Source organism: Mycobacterium colombiense (assembly GCF_001665835.1).
GTDB lineage: Bacteria > Actinomycetota > Actinomycetes > Mycobacteriales > Mycobacteriaceae > Mycobacterium > Mycobacterium colombiense_A.
Window position 1 is genome coordinate 66,923 of the sequence record NZ_LZSX01000039.1, and the last position, 16,868, is coordinate 83,790.

Genomic DNA, 16,868 nt, shown 5'->3' on the forward strand with positions numbered 1-16,868 from the left:
GAATTTACGAGCGCACACCCTCGCGACGATTCGAATTCGTGCGCCCGTCACCCGTCGGCTTTCAGTCAGGTGACGTAATTAATCGAAAATTACTCATTCCATACTCGTCCGAGAGCGCCACGCGTAATATACCTACTCTCGGGCGAAAGATTTCTCCTACGAACGGAGTGGTCATGTCTGGTCTGAAATACAAAGTTGTTCTTGGTCTTCTCCTCACCTTCGCCGCCCTCACGGCTTCCGGCTGCACAACGCCGATAACCATCGACTGCGGACCTAACCTGACCTGCACAATGTAGGTCTGCCGGGTAACGGCAGGGGCTCAGTTACTCGCACCCATTACTCGGTACGGCCCATATTCGGGCCTATTGAGTGCTCCCTTCGGGACATTGGGTGCCAGTTCTCGCACGGCTACATGCCGCGACGTGCCGGCGTAGCGGATTCTGCCGTGACCGCATCGGCCGAGGCATCGTGATGTGAAAGCAGCCGGGCCTCAAGGCTGTTGCGGACCACCGGTTGCTCGGGCCGTGCGCACGCTCTGCGCGAATTTGCTTGCTGCCCTTTGCGCGGGTTAGTGGTCAGCTAATCGCCTCGCGCGACAACGCTGAAAAGTGGTTGGCCCCGACACCTGAGCGGTTCGGGTGGGGGAACTCGTGTGGTTTTGAATCCGGTTGGCGATTCCAGAGTTAACGCTGACTCGGCATTTCCCCACCTCGGCCGGCATAGTTGGAGTTCACCTGGTCCGTGATCCCGATTGTCACTGTGACAAATCGGCTTAAGCCACTGCGGCGCAAGAGAATCACTTCCCGCTCGGGCATTGCGGGTGCTGCGTTGAGGTCCTCACGTGGGCAAAGCGGCTTAGTACGCGAGAGGGGTAGACGCGGCCCGATCGCCGGCCGCGGTTCCGATCCCCGGACCACTCGATGAATTTGGGCTAGCCCTTCTCGCTTTTGAGATCTCGATCCCGGCTGGGCTGAACGCGTTTGGGCTCGCCGGGCATTTTCGGATAGTTCGGCGGATACGGCATGTCCCCAAGCCCGCGCTCTTCGTCGGCCTCGGCCATTTCCAGTAGGGAATCGATCGATTGGACCGCATCATCCATTGCGGCCCAGGGGTCTTCTCGATCTGTGACCAGATCGGGCACGGTTGCCATGGTGTAGTCGTCCGGCTCGGCGTCGGCCAGCTCCTTCCACGTCAGTGGCATCGAGACCGTCGCGATCGGGGTGCGTCGCACCGAATACGCCGACGCCATGGTGCGGTCCCGGGCGTTCTGGTTGAAATCGATGAAAATGCGCTCGCCGCGCTCTTCCTTCCACCAGGACGTGGTGACGAGGTCGGGTGCACGGCGCTCCACCTCGCGGGCCAGGGCGATGCCGGCGCGGCGCACCTGGATGAAATCCCAGTCGCTGGCGATCCGCAGAAACAGGTGGATCCCGCGACCACCCGAGGTCTTCGGATATCCGACCAGACCGAGCTCGTCGAGCAGCGGCCGCAACACCTCGACCGCGACGGTGCGCGCCTGCTCGAACGCGACACCGGGCTGCGGGTCCAGATCGATGCGCAATTCGTCGGGATGGTCGGTATCCGGGCAGCGCACCTGCCACGGGTGCAAGGTGACGGTGCCCATCTGTGCCGCCCACACGACCGCCGCCGGATGAGTCACCTTCAGCGCGTCGGCCGTCCGCCCGGACGGAAACGTCACCTGGCACGTCTGCAGGTAGTCGGGATGGTGCTGCGGGATCCGCTTCTGGTAGATCTCCTCGCCGTCGATGCCGTCAGGGAAACGCTGCAGGTGGGTGGGCCGGTCGCGCAGCGTGTCGAGCATCGGACCGCCCGCGACGGCGCGGTAGTAGTCCACCAGGTGTCGCTTGGTCCCCTTCGACCCCAGTTTGGGGAAATACACCTTGTCCGGATTGGTCAGGCGCACCGCAATGCCGTCGACGTCGAGCTCCTCTGCAGCAGCCATACCTTCGATTCCAGCACAATCAGGCTATGGACCTCCCTGTCATGCCGCCGGTGTCGCCGATGCTGGCGAAGTCGGTGCGCTCAATTCCCCCTGACGCGTCCTATGAGCCCAAGTGGGACGGCTTCAGGTCGATCTGTTTCCGCGACCACGACCAGGTCGAGCTGGGCAGCCGCAACGAACGACCGATGACGCGCTATTTCCCCGAGCTGCTCGCCGCGGCCAAAGCCGAGCTGCCGGATCGCTGCGTGATCGACGGCGAGATCGTCATCGCCACCGACCACGGGCTGGATTTCGAGGCGCTGCAACAGCGCATTCACCCGGCCGACTCACGCGTGCGGATGCTCGCCGAGGCCACGCCGGCGTCCTTCATCGCGTTCGACCTGCTCGCCCTCGACGACGACGACTACACACGACGGCCCTTCAGCGAGCGGCGCGCCGCCCTGGTCGACGCCCTGGCGGGCTCGGGACCCTCGATCCACGTCACGCCGGCGACGACCGATCTGGGCACCGCGCAGCGCTGGTTCGACGAATTCGAGGGCGCCGGCCTCGACGGCGTGATTGCCAAGCCGCTCGGCATCACCTACCAGCCGGACAAGCGGATCATGTTCAAGATCAAACACGAGCGGACCGCCGACTGTGTGGTCGCCGGCTATCGGGTGCACAAATCCGGCGCCGACGCGATCGGTTCGCTGTTGTTGGGCCTGTATCAGGATGACGGCCAGCTCGCGTCGGTCGGCGTGATCGGCGCGTTTCCGATGGCGGAGCGGCGGCGGCTCTTCGACGAACTACAGCCGCTCGTCACCGATTTCGAGAACCACCCGTGGAATTGGGCCGCGCACGAAGCCGGCGAGCGGACTCCTCGTAAGAACGAGTTCTCGCGCTGGAACGCCGGCAAGGATCTGTCGTTCGTGCCGCTGCGGCCCGAGCGGGTGGTCGAGGTCCGCTACGACCACATGGAAGGCCGGCGATTTCGTCATACCGCACAGTTCAATCGGTGGCGTCCGGATCGCGAACCACGCTCGTGCACCTACCAACAACTCGAACAACCGGTGACGTTCAGCCTCGGCGAGATCGTGCCGGGACTCGGTGCGGGCTAGGACGGTGCCCCGGCCACGGAGAGGCTGCTCAGCCGTCGATGTGCGTCGGCGGGTCGCCGAAGGTGAAATCCGAGGGCTGCTGGCCGGGACCCATCAGACCGCAGTGATTGTCGGGCACGAGGTAGGAACTGGCGCCGTTGGGAACCAAGCGGGTCACTGCGACGCAACGTTGCCAGGTGCCGTCGGGCTGGACCGGTCCGTCGCACTTGCTGAGAACGGGTCCCCCGTACTGACACCCGGCGCCGGCCGACGGCGCCGAGGCGATCAGCTGCGCGGCAATCATCAGGGCCGCGAATCCTCCGACGATGCACCGCTTCATGGTCGTCTCCCGTCACACCGCCGCTGGGGCGTGCCGAGTGTTGGGATGGCAATCGCCGTCGACAGCCCAGTCAGCTATCCATGACGCTACCGCTTCGGGCACTGGGAACCCACGGTTAGCGACGTTTAATCGCGACCGCAGCGGGCACGCGGCCAGCATGTCAGTCACAGCCTTTCAAGATCTGCCGCTGGCCGATCGTGACCGCAAGTGGGACGGCGACGGCGCCGAAAAGCGGGTGCGCAAGTGGGCCGATGCGCAGGACGGTCCGAACCAGAAATACCGCGACGCGCACGTCTGGTACGACGGCGACAAGAAGGACAACTTCACGTCCTACAAGCTGCTGATCGCCGACGTCATCGACGGCGACCTCAAAGCCGTGCCGCGCGGAGTGATGGCGGCCGGCGCGATCATGGACGGTGCGCGCGGCGGTATCGACGTGCCCGCGTCCGATGTCGATCGGATCAAGAGTCACCTGGCGAAGTACTACAAGAAGATGGGCGAGAGGCCGCCCTGGGAACGGGACTAGACCGCGACGATGAGCTGCGACATCCCGCGCAGCGTGACATTGGCCTTGTACTGGGGGTCACTGTCCAGCCGAGCGTTCGGGAAACGTGCCGTCACCGCCGACAGGGCCACGCCGGCCTCCAGCCGGGCCAGTGGGGCACCCAGGCAGTAATGCGCACCACGACCGAACCCTAAGTGTCGCAGCGATTTCCGGTCCGGGTCGAAGACGTCGGGGCGGTCGTATTCGGCGGGATCGCGCTGGGCGGCGGCGGTCAGCAGCATCATGATGTCGCCGGCGGGTACGTCGATGCCCCCAATTGCCATGTCGTGACCCGCAGTTCGGGCGATCATCTGCACCGGCGGGTCGTAGCGCAGCGTCTCCTCGATGACCGCCGGGACACGGTTGGCGTCCGCGCCAAGCGCGGTCCATTGCGACGGTTGGCGCAGCATCGCCAGGACGGCGTTGCTGATCAGGTTCACGGTGGTCTCGTGACCGGCGACCAACAACAGGACGCAGGTGGAGACGATCTCCTCCGCGGTCAGCTGGTCGCCCGACTCTTCCACGGCGATCAGCCCGGACATCAGATCGTCGCCGGGCCGCGAGCGTCGCCGGTCGATCAAGCCGTGCAGGTAGGCGCGCAACCACATTCCGGCGTCCATGCGCTCTTTCAGGTTGTCCGACGGCGTTCCGGTGAAGGCGACGAACGGGTCCAGGGATTGCGCCAGCAGCGCGGACACCCGGCTGAATTGTGGCTCGTCCTCGATCGGTACGCCGAGCAGGCGGCAGATGACCGCCACCGGCAGTGGATAGGCGAGGTCCTCGACGACCTCGCACCGTCCCTTTTCGGCGATCCGGTCGAGCAACCGGTCGATCAGCGCGGTGATGTCGGGTTGCAGCGCGTTCACCACCTTGGGCGCGAACGCCTTGCTGACCAGTTTGCGCAGCCGAGTGTGATCCGGCGGGTCCTGGAAAAGGAATCCCGGTGGGGTTTGTGGCGGCGCCTCGGCACCGGCCTCGATGAGCTGTTGGGTCTGCGCCTCGATCTGCGCGCGGGCGGCCGTCGACTTGAGCCGGTCGTTGCTCGACGACGGGTGCCGCAAAACTTCGTCGCAGTCGCGGTAGGTCGAGAACACGGCGAGGTTGCCTTCCGGCAAGGCGAACGACCCGCGCTCGCGGAACTGCGCGAACAGCGGGTAGGGGTCGGCACGGACCGCCGGGTCCAACAGCCGCACCAACAACTCGTCGGGTTTTGTGGACTCGGTCGGCGCTGTCGTCATGCTGACATTGTGCCCGCCACCCGGCGGCGCCCGACTCAGCGGCGCAGGAACTCCACGATGTGGCCGGCCAGTTCCGCTCCGGCGTCCTCCTGCACGAAATGGCCGGCACCGCGGATCACCGGGTGGTCGATCCCCTGTGCGCCGCGCATCTCACGCTGGAAGATCGCGGCCATCGGCCCGGTGATCGGGTCGCTGTCGCTGAAGGCGACCAGCATGGGCGTCGGGCTGACCGACAGCCTGGTCCAGGCGTCCTTGTTGGCCGCCGCGGCGGGATCGTCCGGTGACGTGGGCACCAGGCCGGGCATGGCCCGCGGCCCGGCGCAGTAGTCGTCGGTGGGGAACGGCGCGTCATAGCCCGCGCGCTCCTCCTCGCTCATCTGTCGGCGACAACCACCCTGCACAAACGCGCCGACATTCAACGTCGGAGCGTTCCTGATCGCTTCACGGAAGCGCCACCAGACGTCGGCCATGGGCTGCTCGCCATTCGGCAGCCCGGTGTTGGCGACGACCACCCGCGCGAACCGCTCGGGATGCTCTGCGGCAAGCCGCAATCCGATCAGGCCGCCCCAGTCCTGGCCGACCAGGGTGACGTCGCGAAGGTCGAGGACATCGAAGGCCAACGCTCGCATCCACTCGACGTGGCGCGCGTAGCTGTGGTCTTCGAGACGGGTGGGCTTGTCCGAACGGCCGAATCCGACCAGGTCGGGGCAGATGACTCGATGGCCGGCGGCGGCCAGTACCGGAATCATCTTGCGGTACAGATACGACCACGACGGTTCGCCGTGCAGCATGAGAATCGGATCGGCGCCGTCCGGCCCGTCCTCGACCCAGGCCACGCGCAGTGTGCCGCCTCCATCGTCGGATACTTCGCCATACCTTGGGGCATAAGGAAAGTCGGGAAGGCCGTCGAATCGGTCGTCGGGTGTTCGCAGCGTTTGCATGTCACGTCCCTTCGGATAATCCGGCCAGGCCCGGTTCCGCCATCAGGCGATCGAGAAAGCCGTGCTGGCCCTTCAGCAATTTGCTGCGCGCGGCCGCCACCGCGAACCAGCCCACGCGATCAACCTCGGGAAACTCCCGCAGCTTGCCCGACCCTTTCGGCCACTCCAATTCGAAAGTGTTGCTGCGCGCGTCGGTGATGTCGAGGTCGCCGTGCACCGCAAAGACGCTCACAACCTTGCCGCCGGATTGCTTCAGCTGACCCAGGTCTATTCGCGGGCCGGCCGGCACCGCCAGCCCCAACTCCTCGGCGAACTCACGCTGCGCGGCAGCCCAAGGATCCTCCCCGTCGGTGTACTCGCCTTTCGGGATCGACCACGCGCCGTCGTCTTTGCGGGCCCAGAACGGCCCACCCGGATGCGCGATCAACACCTCGACGGCGCCGCCGCAGGTCCGGTACAACATCACGCCCGCGCTGAGTCTGGCCATCGAGTTCTAGTCTCCCACAGCGCGTTCCATATCCTTGAGCGAGGACTCCAGGTGCGCAAGCAGACGTTGCAGATGCGGCACGCTGCGCCGGCACCCCACCAGACCGAAGTCTAGATTGCCGGCGTTGTTGGCCACGGTGATATTCAGCGCCTGGCCGTCCAGCGCGATGGACAGCGGGTAGTTGCCGTCAAGCCGGGCGCCCCCGTAGTAGGTCGGCTGCGTCGGTCCCGGCACGTTCGAGATGATGATGTTGAACGGGGGCGACGTCGATGCGACCCAGCCGGGGACCGCCGCCAACGCCAACGCTGACGTATTGACGGCCGACAGCGCCAGCGCCTGAAACCGCGGCAGCTGCGAGAAAACTTTCTTGTTGCTGCGCATCGACTCGCTGATGGTCTGCAGACGCTGCGCGGGATCGTCGGCGTTGGTCGCCAGATTGCACAGGATGGCCCCGACCAGGTTGCCGCCGGCGTCGGCCTCTTCCTCGGTGCGCAGGCTCACCGGGACCATCGCGATCAGCGGCGTGTCCGGCAGCGCGTCATGCTCGAGGAGGTAATAACGTAGAGCGCCCGAGCACATCGCCAGGACGACGTCGTTCACGGTGACCCCCGCGGCACGCTTCACGCTTTTGATGCGGTCCAGTGACCAGGACTGTGCGGCGCAGCGGCGGGCGCCGCCGATGTTGACGTTCAACATGGTCTTCGGGGCCCCGAAGGGCAGGGTCAGTTGCTGCTCGAACAGCGCCGCACGCGCCAGCCCTATTGTTGAAGGAGCAAGTGCAGCAAGGGATCCCGCGGCGCGGGCCAATGAGCGGAAGGGAGAAGACGGGCTCGATTTGCGCTGGGGTTTGCGCAGGCTCCACGGGGCACGGATCTCGAAGTCGTCGGGGTCGGTGGACAGCGCGCGCTGCATCAGCTTCTGCGCGGAGACGCCGTCGATCAGCGCGTGGTGCACCTTGGTGTAGATGGCGAACCGGCCGCCTTTCAGGCCTTCGACGATGTGCGTCTCCCACAAGGGGCGGTGGCGATCGAGCAGGCTGCTGTGCCATCGCGAAGTGAGCTCGAGCAATTCGCGGACCCGTTTGGGCGACGGCAGTGCCGCACGCCGTACGTGATAGTCGACGTCGATGTCATCGTCGTAAGACCAGCCCAGGTTTGCGATTCCGCCGACAAGGCTCGCGGGGTGCTTGCGAAACGTGGGCTGGAAATCCAGCTGGCCGGTCAGGCTGTTGCAGAGGTCACGAACGAAGCCGCGGCCAGCGCCCGGCGGGGGCTCGAACAACTGTAAGCCCCCGACGTGCATGGGATGTTCGCGAGATTCTCCCAGGAGAAAGATCGCGTCGGTGGGCTTTATCAGTTCCATCCACCCATTAGACCCATTTCGGGCTGATCCGGAAAGCCATAACGTGATCGGACCGGCGGTGGGCCCGCATTCGGCGGGTGCCACGCCGCTCGGCCGAGCCGGACGGGCGCGTCAGGTCACCCGGATGTCATCGACCATGTCGAGGTCGCGATCAAGTCTCCGCGGTCCAGGCCGGCGGCGCGATGTTGGTGCACCTTGGCGTACTCCTCGGTCGTCACCATGTCGATGAAGGCCTGGGGGTTGGGGTACTCGACGACGAGAATGGCGTCCCACCAAGGCCGTTCGCAGTCGCCGATCACCACCGAGGGCGCACCCCCCGCATAGCGCAGGGTGGCGCCGACGCGTTGCAGGTGCGGAGCCACTTCCCGGCCGTACTCCAGATAGCTCTCCACGCCGCCCTCGGGTTTGAACTTCAACAGGTTGACCATCACCACCGGCGCATCGGCCGGTCGCGCCGCGAGCGCGGCGAACTGCTCGGGCGTCGGTTCCAAGCCGGCCATGTGAATCTCCTTGCGCTTGTTTGTTCTAGAAGCGGCCCGGGGCGCTACAGCAGATCGGTGATGGTCTTCAAGCCCGCGTCATAGAGCACCCCGGGCAGCATCCCGCCGTCGCATTCGATCGTGGTGCCGTTGACGAAGTCGGCCTGGCCGCCGACCAGGAAAACGCAGACCCGGCCGACTTCGGCGGGCTCACCCGCGCGGCGCAAGGGCACGGCGGCGAAATACTTTGCGCCATCGGGGTCGTCCTTGGGCAGCACGAAGGACCGGAAGTTCTCGGTCATCGTCGGGCCCAACGCCACACAGTTGACCCGCACCTTGGGCCCCCACTCTTCGGCCAGCGACCGGGTGAGGTGGTTGAGGCCGCTCTTGGCCGCCCCGTACGAGACCAGGGTTGGCGATCCCGCCGGATGTCCGGCGCCGCTGGAGATGTTGATGATGCAGCCGACGCCGTCCTGGACCTGCATCTGCCGATAGGCACGGATCGCGAACCACAGCGGGCTGATGAGATTCATCTGCACGGCGAACGCGTGAAACATAGCGGTGCGCGCGAAGTCGTCATCGTCGGCGGGCGCACCCTGAATGCGTTGCACCAGTTCGGGAATGCTCTCGGCATGCGGCGCCGGGACGGTGCCGCCGGCATTGTTCACCAGGATGTCGACCCGTCCGTGGGTGGCCACGACGTCCGCGACCAACGCGTCGATCGAGCGGTAGTCACCCTGATCGCACACCTGTTGGGAAGCGCGGTCCGCCCAGTCGGGTTCGATGCCGGGGATGCCGTCGAGCGGTGAGCGCGAACAGCCGATCACGGTCGCTCCGGCGCGCAGCAGTTCGTGGGCGATGCCCACGCCCACGCCGCGGCTGGTGCCGGTGACGATCGCGATCTTGCCGTCGAGGACGCTCATCAACAGACCCTCTCATCGAATGGTCAATTCTTGACAGTCACTGTCAGCAAGTCATAGCCTGCCATTTCATTCACCGATGTGTAAAGGCCGCGTGCCGTCCGGGAGGTCAATGATGAGTAGCCCGTCCAAGCTTCGTGTCGTCCAGTGGGCCACCGGGGGGGTGGGGAAAGCGGCGATCGCGTGCGTCATCAATCACCCACAGCTGGAGCTGGTGGGGTGCTGGGTGCACAGCGCGGACAAGGACGGCGTCGATGTCGGCAAGATCATCGGGACGCAGGAGCTCGGTGTAACCGCGACCACCAGCATCGACGAGATACTGGCGCTGGACGCCGATTGCGTGATGTACAGCCCGCTGATACCCAATGACGACGAGGTGATCGCGATCCTGCGGTCCGGGAAGAACGTGGTCACCCCGGTCGGCTGGGTGTACCCCGACCCAGGCAACAAGCGTCACCGGGCCGTCGTCGACGCGGCGACGGAAAGCGGTGTGACGCTACATGGTTCGGGAATTCACCCCGGCGGCATCACCGAGCGGTTCCCGCTCATGGTGTCCTCCCTGTCGTCGGCGATCACGCATGTGCGGGCCGAGGAGTTCTCCGACATCCGCACCTACAACGCGCCGGACGTGGTGCGGCACATCATGGGATTCGGCGGCACCCCCGAGGAGGCGACGCAGGGGCCGATGGCCGGGCTGCTCGATGCGGGCTTCAAGCAGTCGGTCCGGATGATCGCCGAACACATGGGATTTCGCATCGACCCCAACATCAGGACCATCCAGGACGTCGCCGTGGCGACCGCCGATATCGACTACGACCCGTTCCCGATCACGACCGGCACGGTGGCCGCGCGCCGGTTCCGCTGGCAGGCGCTGGTTGACGGCGAGCCGGTCATCACCGCGGCGGTCAACTGGCTGATGGGCGAGGAGAATCTGGATCCAGCCTGGAATTTCGGGGAGCGGGGCGAACGCTTCGAGGTGGAGATCACCGGCGATCCCGATGTGAGCCTCACCTTCAAGGGTCTGCAGCCGGAGACGATCGCGGAAGGCTTGGTGAAGAATCCGGGCGTCGTCGTCACCGCCAATCACTGCATCAACGCCATTCCCGACGTCTGCGCCGCCGAGCCGGGCATCAAGACCTACCTCGACTTGCCGTTGTTCGCCGGGCGTCCGGCTCCAAACCTTTCGACGGGCAAGCGGTGACGGATAAGGGCGTCCTCGGCGACGTGTCGTTCTGCCACCTCGTCGTCGGCGTGACCGACATGGACCGTGCCCTGACCTTCTACCGCGACGTGCTGGGCATGGAGATCGTCTTCGAAACCCTCATCTCCGGAGAGCCTTTCGACGCGGCCTTGCACTCGAACCGTAAACAGGAGGGCCGGGTGGTCGGCGGCCTGTTGGGCGGGTTGATGATCGAGCTGCTCTCCATCGGCGCCGACCCGCCCGAGCAGGAGCAGTGCCGTGGCATCACCGGCATCCACAACGTGTCGCTGTCGGTCACCGATCTCGACGACACCCACCGCCGCCTCATCGACGCCGGCTACACCCCCGACCAGGCTCCCTTCGAGATCGGCGGCGTCCGAATGTTTTTCGTCAAGGACCCGGACGGGACACCGATCGAGTTCATCGAACTACCCGGCGGGGCGCGAAGCACCTACGAAATGCACCGCGGCGTACAGCTGCAGGTGGGACCCGTCAGATGACGTACAGCCACCCCGATTCGATGCGCGGTCACGTCGCGATCGTCACCGGCGCCGCCCAGGGCGTCGGTAAGGGCGTCGCCACCGCGTTGCTCGAACGCGGCGCCGAGGTGCTGCTGGTCGACATCCAGCAAGAGGCCCTGGGCCGGACCACCACCGAGCTCGAGGCGATCGGACGGGTGGAACAGCTCGTCGCCGATCTGCGTGACCCGGACAGCGCGCAGCGGATCGCGGCCGCGGCGGTCGACGCCTTCGGCACCGTGCACGGCCTGGTCAACAACGCCATCGCCACCAACGAGCCCAAGGCGTTCGTCGACATCACCACCGAAGACCTGGCCCTCGGCTACGACGTGGGCCCCCGCGCGACATTCCTGCTGATGCAGGCCGTGCACCCACTGATGGTCGAGGCCGGCGGCGGGTCGATCGTGAATCTCGGTTCGGGGACGGGCACCGGCGGCGAACCCAAGTGGGGCGGCTATGCCGCCGCCAAGGAAGGCATCCGCGGACTGTCGAAGGTTGCCGCGCTGGAATGGGGTCGCGACAGCATCCGCGTCAATGTCATCTGCCCGTTCGCCGAATCCGACGGCGTCAAGTTCTGGAAGTCGTTCGCGCCCAAGGAGTACGACAAGGCCGTGGGCCGGGTTCCGATGAAGCGCATCGGCGACGTCCGCACCGACGTGGGCGCGCTGGTGGCGTTCCTGCTCGGCAGTGACGCCACTTTCATCACCGGCCAGACCATCCACGTCGACGGCGGGATCGGCTGCTTCCGATGACCTTTCCCACCAGACCAGTGTCGCTCCGCGACCGGCAGCGCGCACAGATCCGGGCCGATATCCGGCGTGCGGCGTTCCGCCTGTTCGTCGAGCGCGGGTACGACGCGGTGACCACCGAGGAAATCGCGACGGCCGCAGGCGTTTCCCCGCGCACGTTCTTCCGGCACGTGCCGGCGAAGGAAGAGCTCCTCCTCGCACCCGTGCGCTACGGCGGCGCCGCGATCGTCAATCTCCTCGAGGGGCGGCCCTCCGGCGAGTCGCCCGATGCCGCGCTGATCAACGCCATCATCACGCGGACCCGATCATTCGAGCAGGCCGACACCGAAGAATGGCGCGAAGCCCTGCTGGTGGTTCCCGACCTGCTCGACAAGGTCACGGTGCACCGGCCGGCCGACAAGGAGCGCGCGACGAAGCTCATCGCCGAACGGATGGGCGTCGATCCGGATGCCGATCTCCGTCCGGGCCTGCTGGTCCAACTCGCGTTCGCGGCGGCCGATTTCGCCTTCCAGCAATGGGTGCGTCAGTCCGGAAAGCCGCGACCGCTGGATCGATACGTCACCGACGCGCTGGACGCGGTCAAGAGTCCGCACTGGAAACGGAAATGAGCCAGGCTTCAGTCCCGTTGCGCCACTTCGGGATTGGCGATCCTGATGGGCTCCCCGTCCAGCCAGGCCACCACCGATTCCACCGTGTCGGAGTAGAAGGCGCCCAGCATTTCGCGCGTGACGTACCCGAGGTGGGGAGACAGGGTCACGTTCGGAAGCAGCCGCAGCGGATGGTCTTTCGGCAGCGGCTCGGTGTCATAGACGTCCAGCCCGGCCCCGGCGATGCGCCCGCTTTCCAGCGCAGCCAGCAGGGACGCCTCGTCGACGATCGGGCCCCTGGAGGTGTTGATCAGGTAGGCGTGCGGCTTCATCAGAGCCAGCTCGGCCGCGCCGACCAGTCCCCGGGTGCGTTCCGAGAGCACCAGATGAATGGAGACCACGTCCGAGGATTCGAACAGCGTGGCCTTCTCGACCCGGCGGGCGCCCGCGCTCGCGGCGGCCTCCTCGGTGAGATTCTGGCTCCACGCAATGACTTCCATGCCGAATGCCGCGGCGTATTCGGCCATGCGCCTGCCGACTCTGCCCAGTCCGAGCAGTCCGATGGTCTTGCCGGACAACGTCATACCCGCGCTGCTCTGCCACCCGCCGTCTCGCAAGTTGCGATGCTCGTCGGCCAGATTGCGCACCGTCGCGATCATCAGCCCCCAGGCGAGTTCCGGCGTGGCGTCGCGCATGGACCTGAACCGGGGATGCGCGAAATCCGAATGCGCCACCAAAATGCCGTGTTCGGTGGCTGCGGCCATGTCCAGGTTCGGCAGGCTCCTGCCGACGATCGTGATCAGCTTCAGGTCCGGCAGCCGCTCGATCAGGCTGCGCGGAAAGTCCATCCGCTCTCGCAGGGTGCATACCACATCGAACGGCCGCAGCGCATCGGCCGCCTCGTCGTCGGCAAGGTGCCGGCCGAAAACGGTTACCTCGGCCCGCTTTTGCACGGGTGACCAGTCGGCAACCTGTAAGGCCACACCCGCGTAGTCATCGAGAATCGCTACCCTGACCATGCCGTCTCCCCGATCCGGTGCATGGCTCACTGGACCATTACCTTGCGGGTGCCGTCAAGACCGCGACGGCGTCGCGCAGCGAAGGTGGTCGGGGGTATCGGGCTCTTCTCGGTTCCGGCCTTCGATGCAGTCGGCATGCCAGCACAGGACTGGCCCACAATCGTCAGTAGCGATCACCATACTGTTGCTATTACAGTTATTGCGGCGGCTTTTGACCTCGGCACGCTCCGAGGTCATGACACTCTCTGTTGCAGAATACGTTTCGCGATACATCGAGGAAAACACGGTATTCGATACACCCTACGACCCGCGGCCAACATCTGGAATGGTGCTCGCGCGACTGTGCCTGGGTGGCGAGCGAGAGCGGTGTGAGGTCTGAGCGTGATCACATGATGGCGCCTCTTCGTGGGCCGACTATGTTAGCGTCAGCAGATATTTCAGATTATGAAATGAAGTTGAGTGTGTCAACGGAGGCATTGGGATGAAGCGAGCACGGACGACGAAGGATCCCGCCGCGCCGGAGCCAGCCGACTACGTCGTTGTGGGGTCCGGTAGCGCCGGGGCGATCATCGCCCGGCGCCTAGCCGACACGGGCGCCGCGGTCACTCTGATCGAGTCGGGACGCCAGCGGCGCAGCCCGCTGGTCACGGTCCCGGGCATGTGTGGGGCCATTCACGCGACTACCGCCCTGCAGCGGTTGGTCACCTGGCCCGCTTATAGCGTCCCGCAACGACATATGAAGGGCCGCAAGCTTCCCCAGTCTCACGGCCGGATACTCGGCGGCGGCAGCGTGATCAACGGGATGGCGTTTGTACGCGGAAACCGGCAGAACTACGACGACTGGGCGGCCGACGGGGCAAAGGGCTGGGGATTCTCCGAGGTGCTGCCCTCCTTCCGACGGCTGGAGAGTTTCGAGGACGGTCCCAGTGATCTGCGCGGCGGAGACGGCCCAATTGCGGTCGAACGGGCCACATGCCTGGCGAGTGTTACCGAAAGCTACATGGTCGCGCTGGCGGCGACTGCCGACGTCGGGATGAACGACGACTACAACGGTGCGCAGCAGGCCGGGGTGGCGCCACTTCAGCAGAGCGCCGGCGCCGGCCGAAGAGTGGGCACCGATCGTGGGTACCTATGGGATGCACCGCCGACTTTGCGGGTGCTCACCGGCGCAACCGCGACCAGGGTGATGGTGGAAAATGGCCGGGCGGTGGGAGTGGAGTTGGTCACGGGCCGCAACCGGCGACCGATGACTCCTGTGCGCGCGAGCAGCGAGGTGATCGTCAGCGCGGGGTCGCTCGGTTCGCCGCGACTTCTGATGCTCTCCGGCATCGGCAATGCAGCCCACTTGCGTGAGCATGGGATCAACGTCATAGCGGACCTGCCGGTCGGTGACAACCTGCACGATCATCTGTTCGTACCGATGTGCTACCGGGCGCCCGGCGGGCGAAGTTCATCGCCACTGAGTTTTGCCGGAGTGGCGATCCGCGAATGCGTGCGTCCGCGGTCGACATATCTGGCGCACACCCTGTTCGAGGCCGTGGGCTTCGTCGACAGCGGAGTGCGGACGGGCACCGACATTCCGGACTTGCAGGTGTTCATCCTTCCGATGGGCTATCCCGAGAATCAGGACAGCCCGGGCCTGCACCTGGCCGCTGATTCGTCACCTGCGTTAACCCTCATGCCGACGATGATCTATCCGGAGAGCCGGGGGACCGTGCGCCTGGCCTCGACGGATCCGTTCACCGCTCCCCTCATCGATCCCAACTACCTGGCCGAACCCCGGGATCTGGCGACCCTGGTGGCCGGCATGGAGCTCGTGCGGGAGACGTTGGCACACAAGGCGATCGCACGCGAGGTTGGTCGTGAGGTGCTGCCCGGCTCCGACCAGAATGGCACCGACCTCGCGGAATTCGTACGACGAAACGGTTCGGGTGTGTATCACCCGGTCGGGACGTGCCGGATGGGCACCGACGAACGCGCGGTTGTCGATCCCGCGCTACGGGTAAGGGGCGTGGCGGGACTGCGCGTGGCCGATGCATCGATCATGCCGAGCATCGTCGGAGGCAATACGAATGCCGCGGCGATGATGATCGGAGAACGGGCCGCCGAACTGATAATCGGCGCTTGATGCTCGTCGGCTGATCGCGCCGATCGCGCACCGTCCCAAGGCAGAACGCATCGTCAGATCCTCATGCGGCGAATGCGCCAACCGGATACTCGAATCCCCCTCGGGTATCGAAACCCCTTGTCGGAAAGCAACATACCCGCTTCGTTGTTTCCTGGCCGCGCGCCGCGGAGGGTCACGTGGAATTGCAGCGGTCGGACTGCACAACGATGTCTCTCGGTCGGCCTTCCGGTTGCGCGATCTGCCACGAACTGGCCTTACCGGCGGTGAATGGTCCCGGGGCTCCTTGAGATTGGTAGTAGCCGCGCGGATCCCAGGTCTTCGCCTGTGGGTACGGCCACGGGCAGGCGACGGTGGACGCTGCGCCAGTCGCACGTACCAGCCAAAAGGCTGAGCTAAACGTGATCATCGCGATATTCACAACAATCGCCATCACCAGGAAGGTAGCCAACGTGGGGCGACGAGCATGCAGGCGCGATCGCTGTGCAATCTTTTCCGCCTGGGATCTTCCGGTGTCGTCGCGATAGAGCAGGACCGACGCCGGAATCATGACGATCGTGATGAGCCCGCTCGCCATCATCAGCGGGAACTGACTGTTCTTGCCAGCATCGATCGAGCCGAAGTCGATGACGTGGCTGTATGTGAGGAACTGGGCACGGGTCAGGAGGATCTCTTGAGCAGCATCCCAGATGACGCCGATGACGAACGTCAGCACGGCTATTGAGATCAGCGGATGGCGCCAGACGAAGGCCCCCGGATCACTGCGGCGCTGAATGGTCCGCAGGATCGGCATGGCCAGGAAGTAAGGAACGAGGACATAGGGCGCGTAAATGAAGGAGGTCAGCGGCTCAATAATCGGAGAGATGTTGAGCCACGGCCAATCTCGGGAAAAGTGCCAAAGATTTGGGTTGTAGACCAGGCCGATTGCCCAGTTATTGATCGGATCCCACCAAAACAGTGTGCTGGTGGCGAGGACCATAAGTATCACCGGCTGTCCGGGATGCCGCCTCCAGACGAGAATAGAGGCGACGATGGTGCCAACGGCGAGCAGAGCGCCCAATATCTGTCCCCACGCGAGCCAGTCGAAGGGGTGTAACAGTGGCTGCACCGGAGGCGGCTTGCCCACGCCGTCCGGATTCACGTTCTCGGGCGACGCCGGTCCATGCTTGTCCGCGGTCACCAGAATGAGGACCGCCAACGCGGCCACCATCACCCAACCGATCAGGGCCTGCCAAGGTGAAATAGCGCGGGGGCGCACGGTCCGGTTGGAGACCGAGAGCTCGTGGACAGGAACTGATGGCTTCATTGCACTCCTCGCG

At 65.3% G+C, this 16,868-nt stretch carries 17 protein-coding genes; 7 read left to right on the plus strand and 10 right to left on the minus strand.

The features are described 5' to 3' along the window. Nucleotides 1-931: 931 nt before the first annotated feature. Nucleotides 932-1,963, minus strand: a complete 1,032-nt coding sequence (gene ligD, locus A5760_RS09750; protein ID WP_064880085.1) for a non-homologous end-joining DNA ligase — start codon at nt 1,961-1,963, stop codon at nt 932-934. Between the two features lie 26 nt (nt 1,964-1,989). Here ligD and A5760_RS09755 point away from each other — a divergent pair, with 26 nt between their 5' ends. After that, the gene (locus A5760_RS09755) at nt 1,990-3,060 is read left to right on the plus strand and encodes an ATP-dependent DNA ligase (protein WP_064880087.1); all 1,071 of its coding nucleotides are present in this window, start codon (nt 1,990-1,992) and stop codon (nt 3,058-3,060) included. A 28-nt stretch (nt 3,061-3,088) separates the two neighbouring features. Here A5760_RS09755 and A5760_RS09760 read toward each other — a convergent pair whose 3' ends face one another. Beyond that, the gene (locus tag A5760_RS09760; protein ID WP_064880089.1) at nt 3,089-3,379 is read right to left on the minus strand and encodes a CDGP domain-containing protein; all 291 of its coding nucleotides are present in this window, start codon (nt 3,377-3,379) and stop codon (nt 3,089-3,091) included. A gap of 157 nt (nt 3,380-3,536) precedes the next feature. On the opposite strand from A5760_RS09760, the gene A5760_RS09765 reads away from it, so the two are divergent. Continuing rightward, entirely contained in the window at nt 3,537-3,905 is a 369-nt protein-coding gene (locus tag A5760_RS09765; RefSeq protein ID WP_064880091.1) for a hypothetical protein, read from the plus strand. Here the strand turns inward: A5760_RS09765 and A5760_RS09770 are convergent. From A5760_RS09770 to A5760_RS09795, 6 genes are all read right to left on the minus strand, one after another. Then, entirely contained in the window at nt 3,902-5,161 is a 1,260-nt protein-coding gene (locus A5760_RS09770; RefSeq protein ID WP_064880093.1) for a cytochrome P450, read from the minus strand. The two genes, A5760_RS09765 and A5760_RS09770, sit on opposite strands and share 4 nt — an antisense overlap. Before the next feature lie 35 nt (nt 5,162-5,196). Next, nucleotides 5,197-6,102, minus strand: a complete 906-nt coding sequence (locus tag A5760_RS09775; protein WP_064880095.1) for a haloalkane dehalogenase — start codon at nt 6,100-6,102, stop codon at nt 5,197-5,199. A 1-nt stretch (nt 6,103) separates the two neighbouring features. After that, the gene (locus tag A5760_RS09780) at nt 6,104-6,589 is read right to left on the minus strand and encodes an NUDIX domain-containing protein (RefSeq protein WP_064880097.1); all 486 of its coding nucleotides are present in this window, start codon (nt 6,587-6,589) and stop codon (nt 6,104-6,106) included. A gap of 6 nt (nt 6,590-6,595) precedes the next feature. Beyond that, nucleotides 6,596-7,951: a WS/DGAT/MGAT family O-acyltransferase gene (locus A5760_RS09785; protein ID WP_064880099.1), complete on the minus strand. Its 1,356-nt coding sequence runs from the start codon at nt 7,949-7,951 to the stop codon at nt 6,596-6,598. Between the two features lie 116 nt (nt 7,952-8,067). Next, on the minus strand, nt 8,068-8,451 hold the full coding sequence (locus tag A5760_RS09790; protein WP_064880101.1) for a DUF1330 domain-containing protein: 384 nt from the start codon (nt 8,449-8,451) through the stop codon (nt 8,068-8,070). 44 nt (nt 8,452-8,495) lie between these two features. Beyond that, the gene (locus A5760_RS09795) at nt 8,496-9,353 is read right to left on the minus strand and encodes an SDR family oxidoreductase (protein WP_064880103.1); all 858 of its coding nucleotides are present in this window, start codon (nt 9,351-9,353) and stop codon (nt 8,496-8,498) included. 112 nt (nt 9,354-9,465) lie between these two features. Between A5760_RS09795 and A5760_RS09800 the strand changes: the two genes are divergently transcribed. The 4 genes from A5760_RS09800 to A5760_RS09815 are packed head-to-tail and all read left to right on the plus strand — an operon-like array spanning nt 9,466 to nt 12,426. Further along, nucleotides 9,466-10,551 carry a dihydrodipicolinate reductase gene (locus A5760_RS09800; protein ID WP_064880315.1) on the plus strand — a complete coding sequence of 362 codons (1,086 nt, stop codon included), beginning with the start codon at nt 9,466-9,468 and terminating at the stop codon, nt 10,549-10,551. Then, nucleotides 10,548-11,051 carry a VOC family protein gene (locus tag A5760_RS09805; RefSeq protein ID WP_082279411.1) on the plus strand — a complete coding sequence of 168 codons (504 nt, stop codon included), beginning with the start codon at nt 10,548-10,550 and terminating at the stop codon, nt 11,049-11,051. Before A5760_RS09800 ends, A5760_RS09805 begins: the two co-directional genes overlap by 4 nt. Further along, complete coding sequence (locus A5760_RS09810; protein ID WP_064880105.1) at nt 11,048-11,821, plus strand: SDR family NAD(P)-dependent oxidoreductase; 774 nt, start codon at nt 11,048-11,050, stop codon at nt 11,819-11,821. The genes A5760_RS09805 and A5760_RS09810 overlap by 4 nt, the downstream gene beginning before the upstream one ends. Further along, on the plus strand, nt 11,818-12,426 hold the full coding sequence (locus tag A5760_RS09815; protein ID WP_064880107.1) for a TetR/AcrR family transcriptional regulator: 609 nt from the start codon (nt 11,818-11,820) through the stop codon (nt 12,424-12,426). The genes A5760_RS09810 and A5760_RS09815 overlap by 4 nt, the downstream gene beginning before the upstream one ends. 8 nt (nt 12,427-12,434) lie before the next feature. On the opposite strand, the gene A5760_RS09820 is transcribed toward A5760_RS09815, so the two are convergent. Continuing rightward, complete coding sequence (locus A5760_RS09820; RefSeq protein WP_064880109.1) at nt 12,435-13,424, minus strand: D-2-hydroxyacid dehydrogenase family protein; 990 nt, start codon at nt 13,422-13,424, stop codon at nt 12,435-12,437. A 481-nt stretch (nt 13,425-13,905) separates the two neighbouring features. On the opposite strand from A5760_RS09820, the gene A5760_RS09825 reads away from it, so the two are divergent. Then, the gene (locus tag A5760_RS09825; protein WP_064880111.1) at nt 13,906-15,552 is read left to right on the plus strand and encodes a GMC family oxidoreductase; all 1,647 of its coding nucleotides are present in this window, start codon (nt 13,906-13,908) and stop codon (nt 15,550-15,552) included. Between the two features lie 172 nt (nt 15,553-15,724). Here A5760_RS09825 and A5760_RS09830 read toward each other — a convergent pair whose 3' ends face one another. Next, entirely contained in the window at nt 15,725-16,855 is a 1,131-nt protein-coding gene (locus A5760_RS09830; RefSeq protein WP_082279412.1) for a spirocyclase AveC family protein, read from the minus strand. Nucleotides 16,856-16,868: the final 13 nt, after the last annotated feature.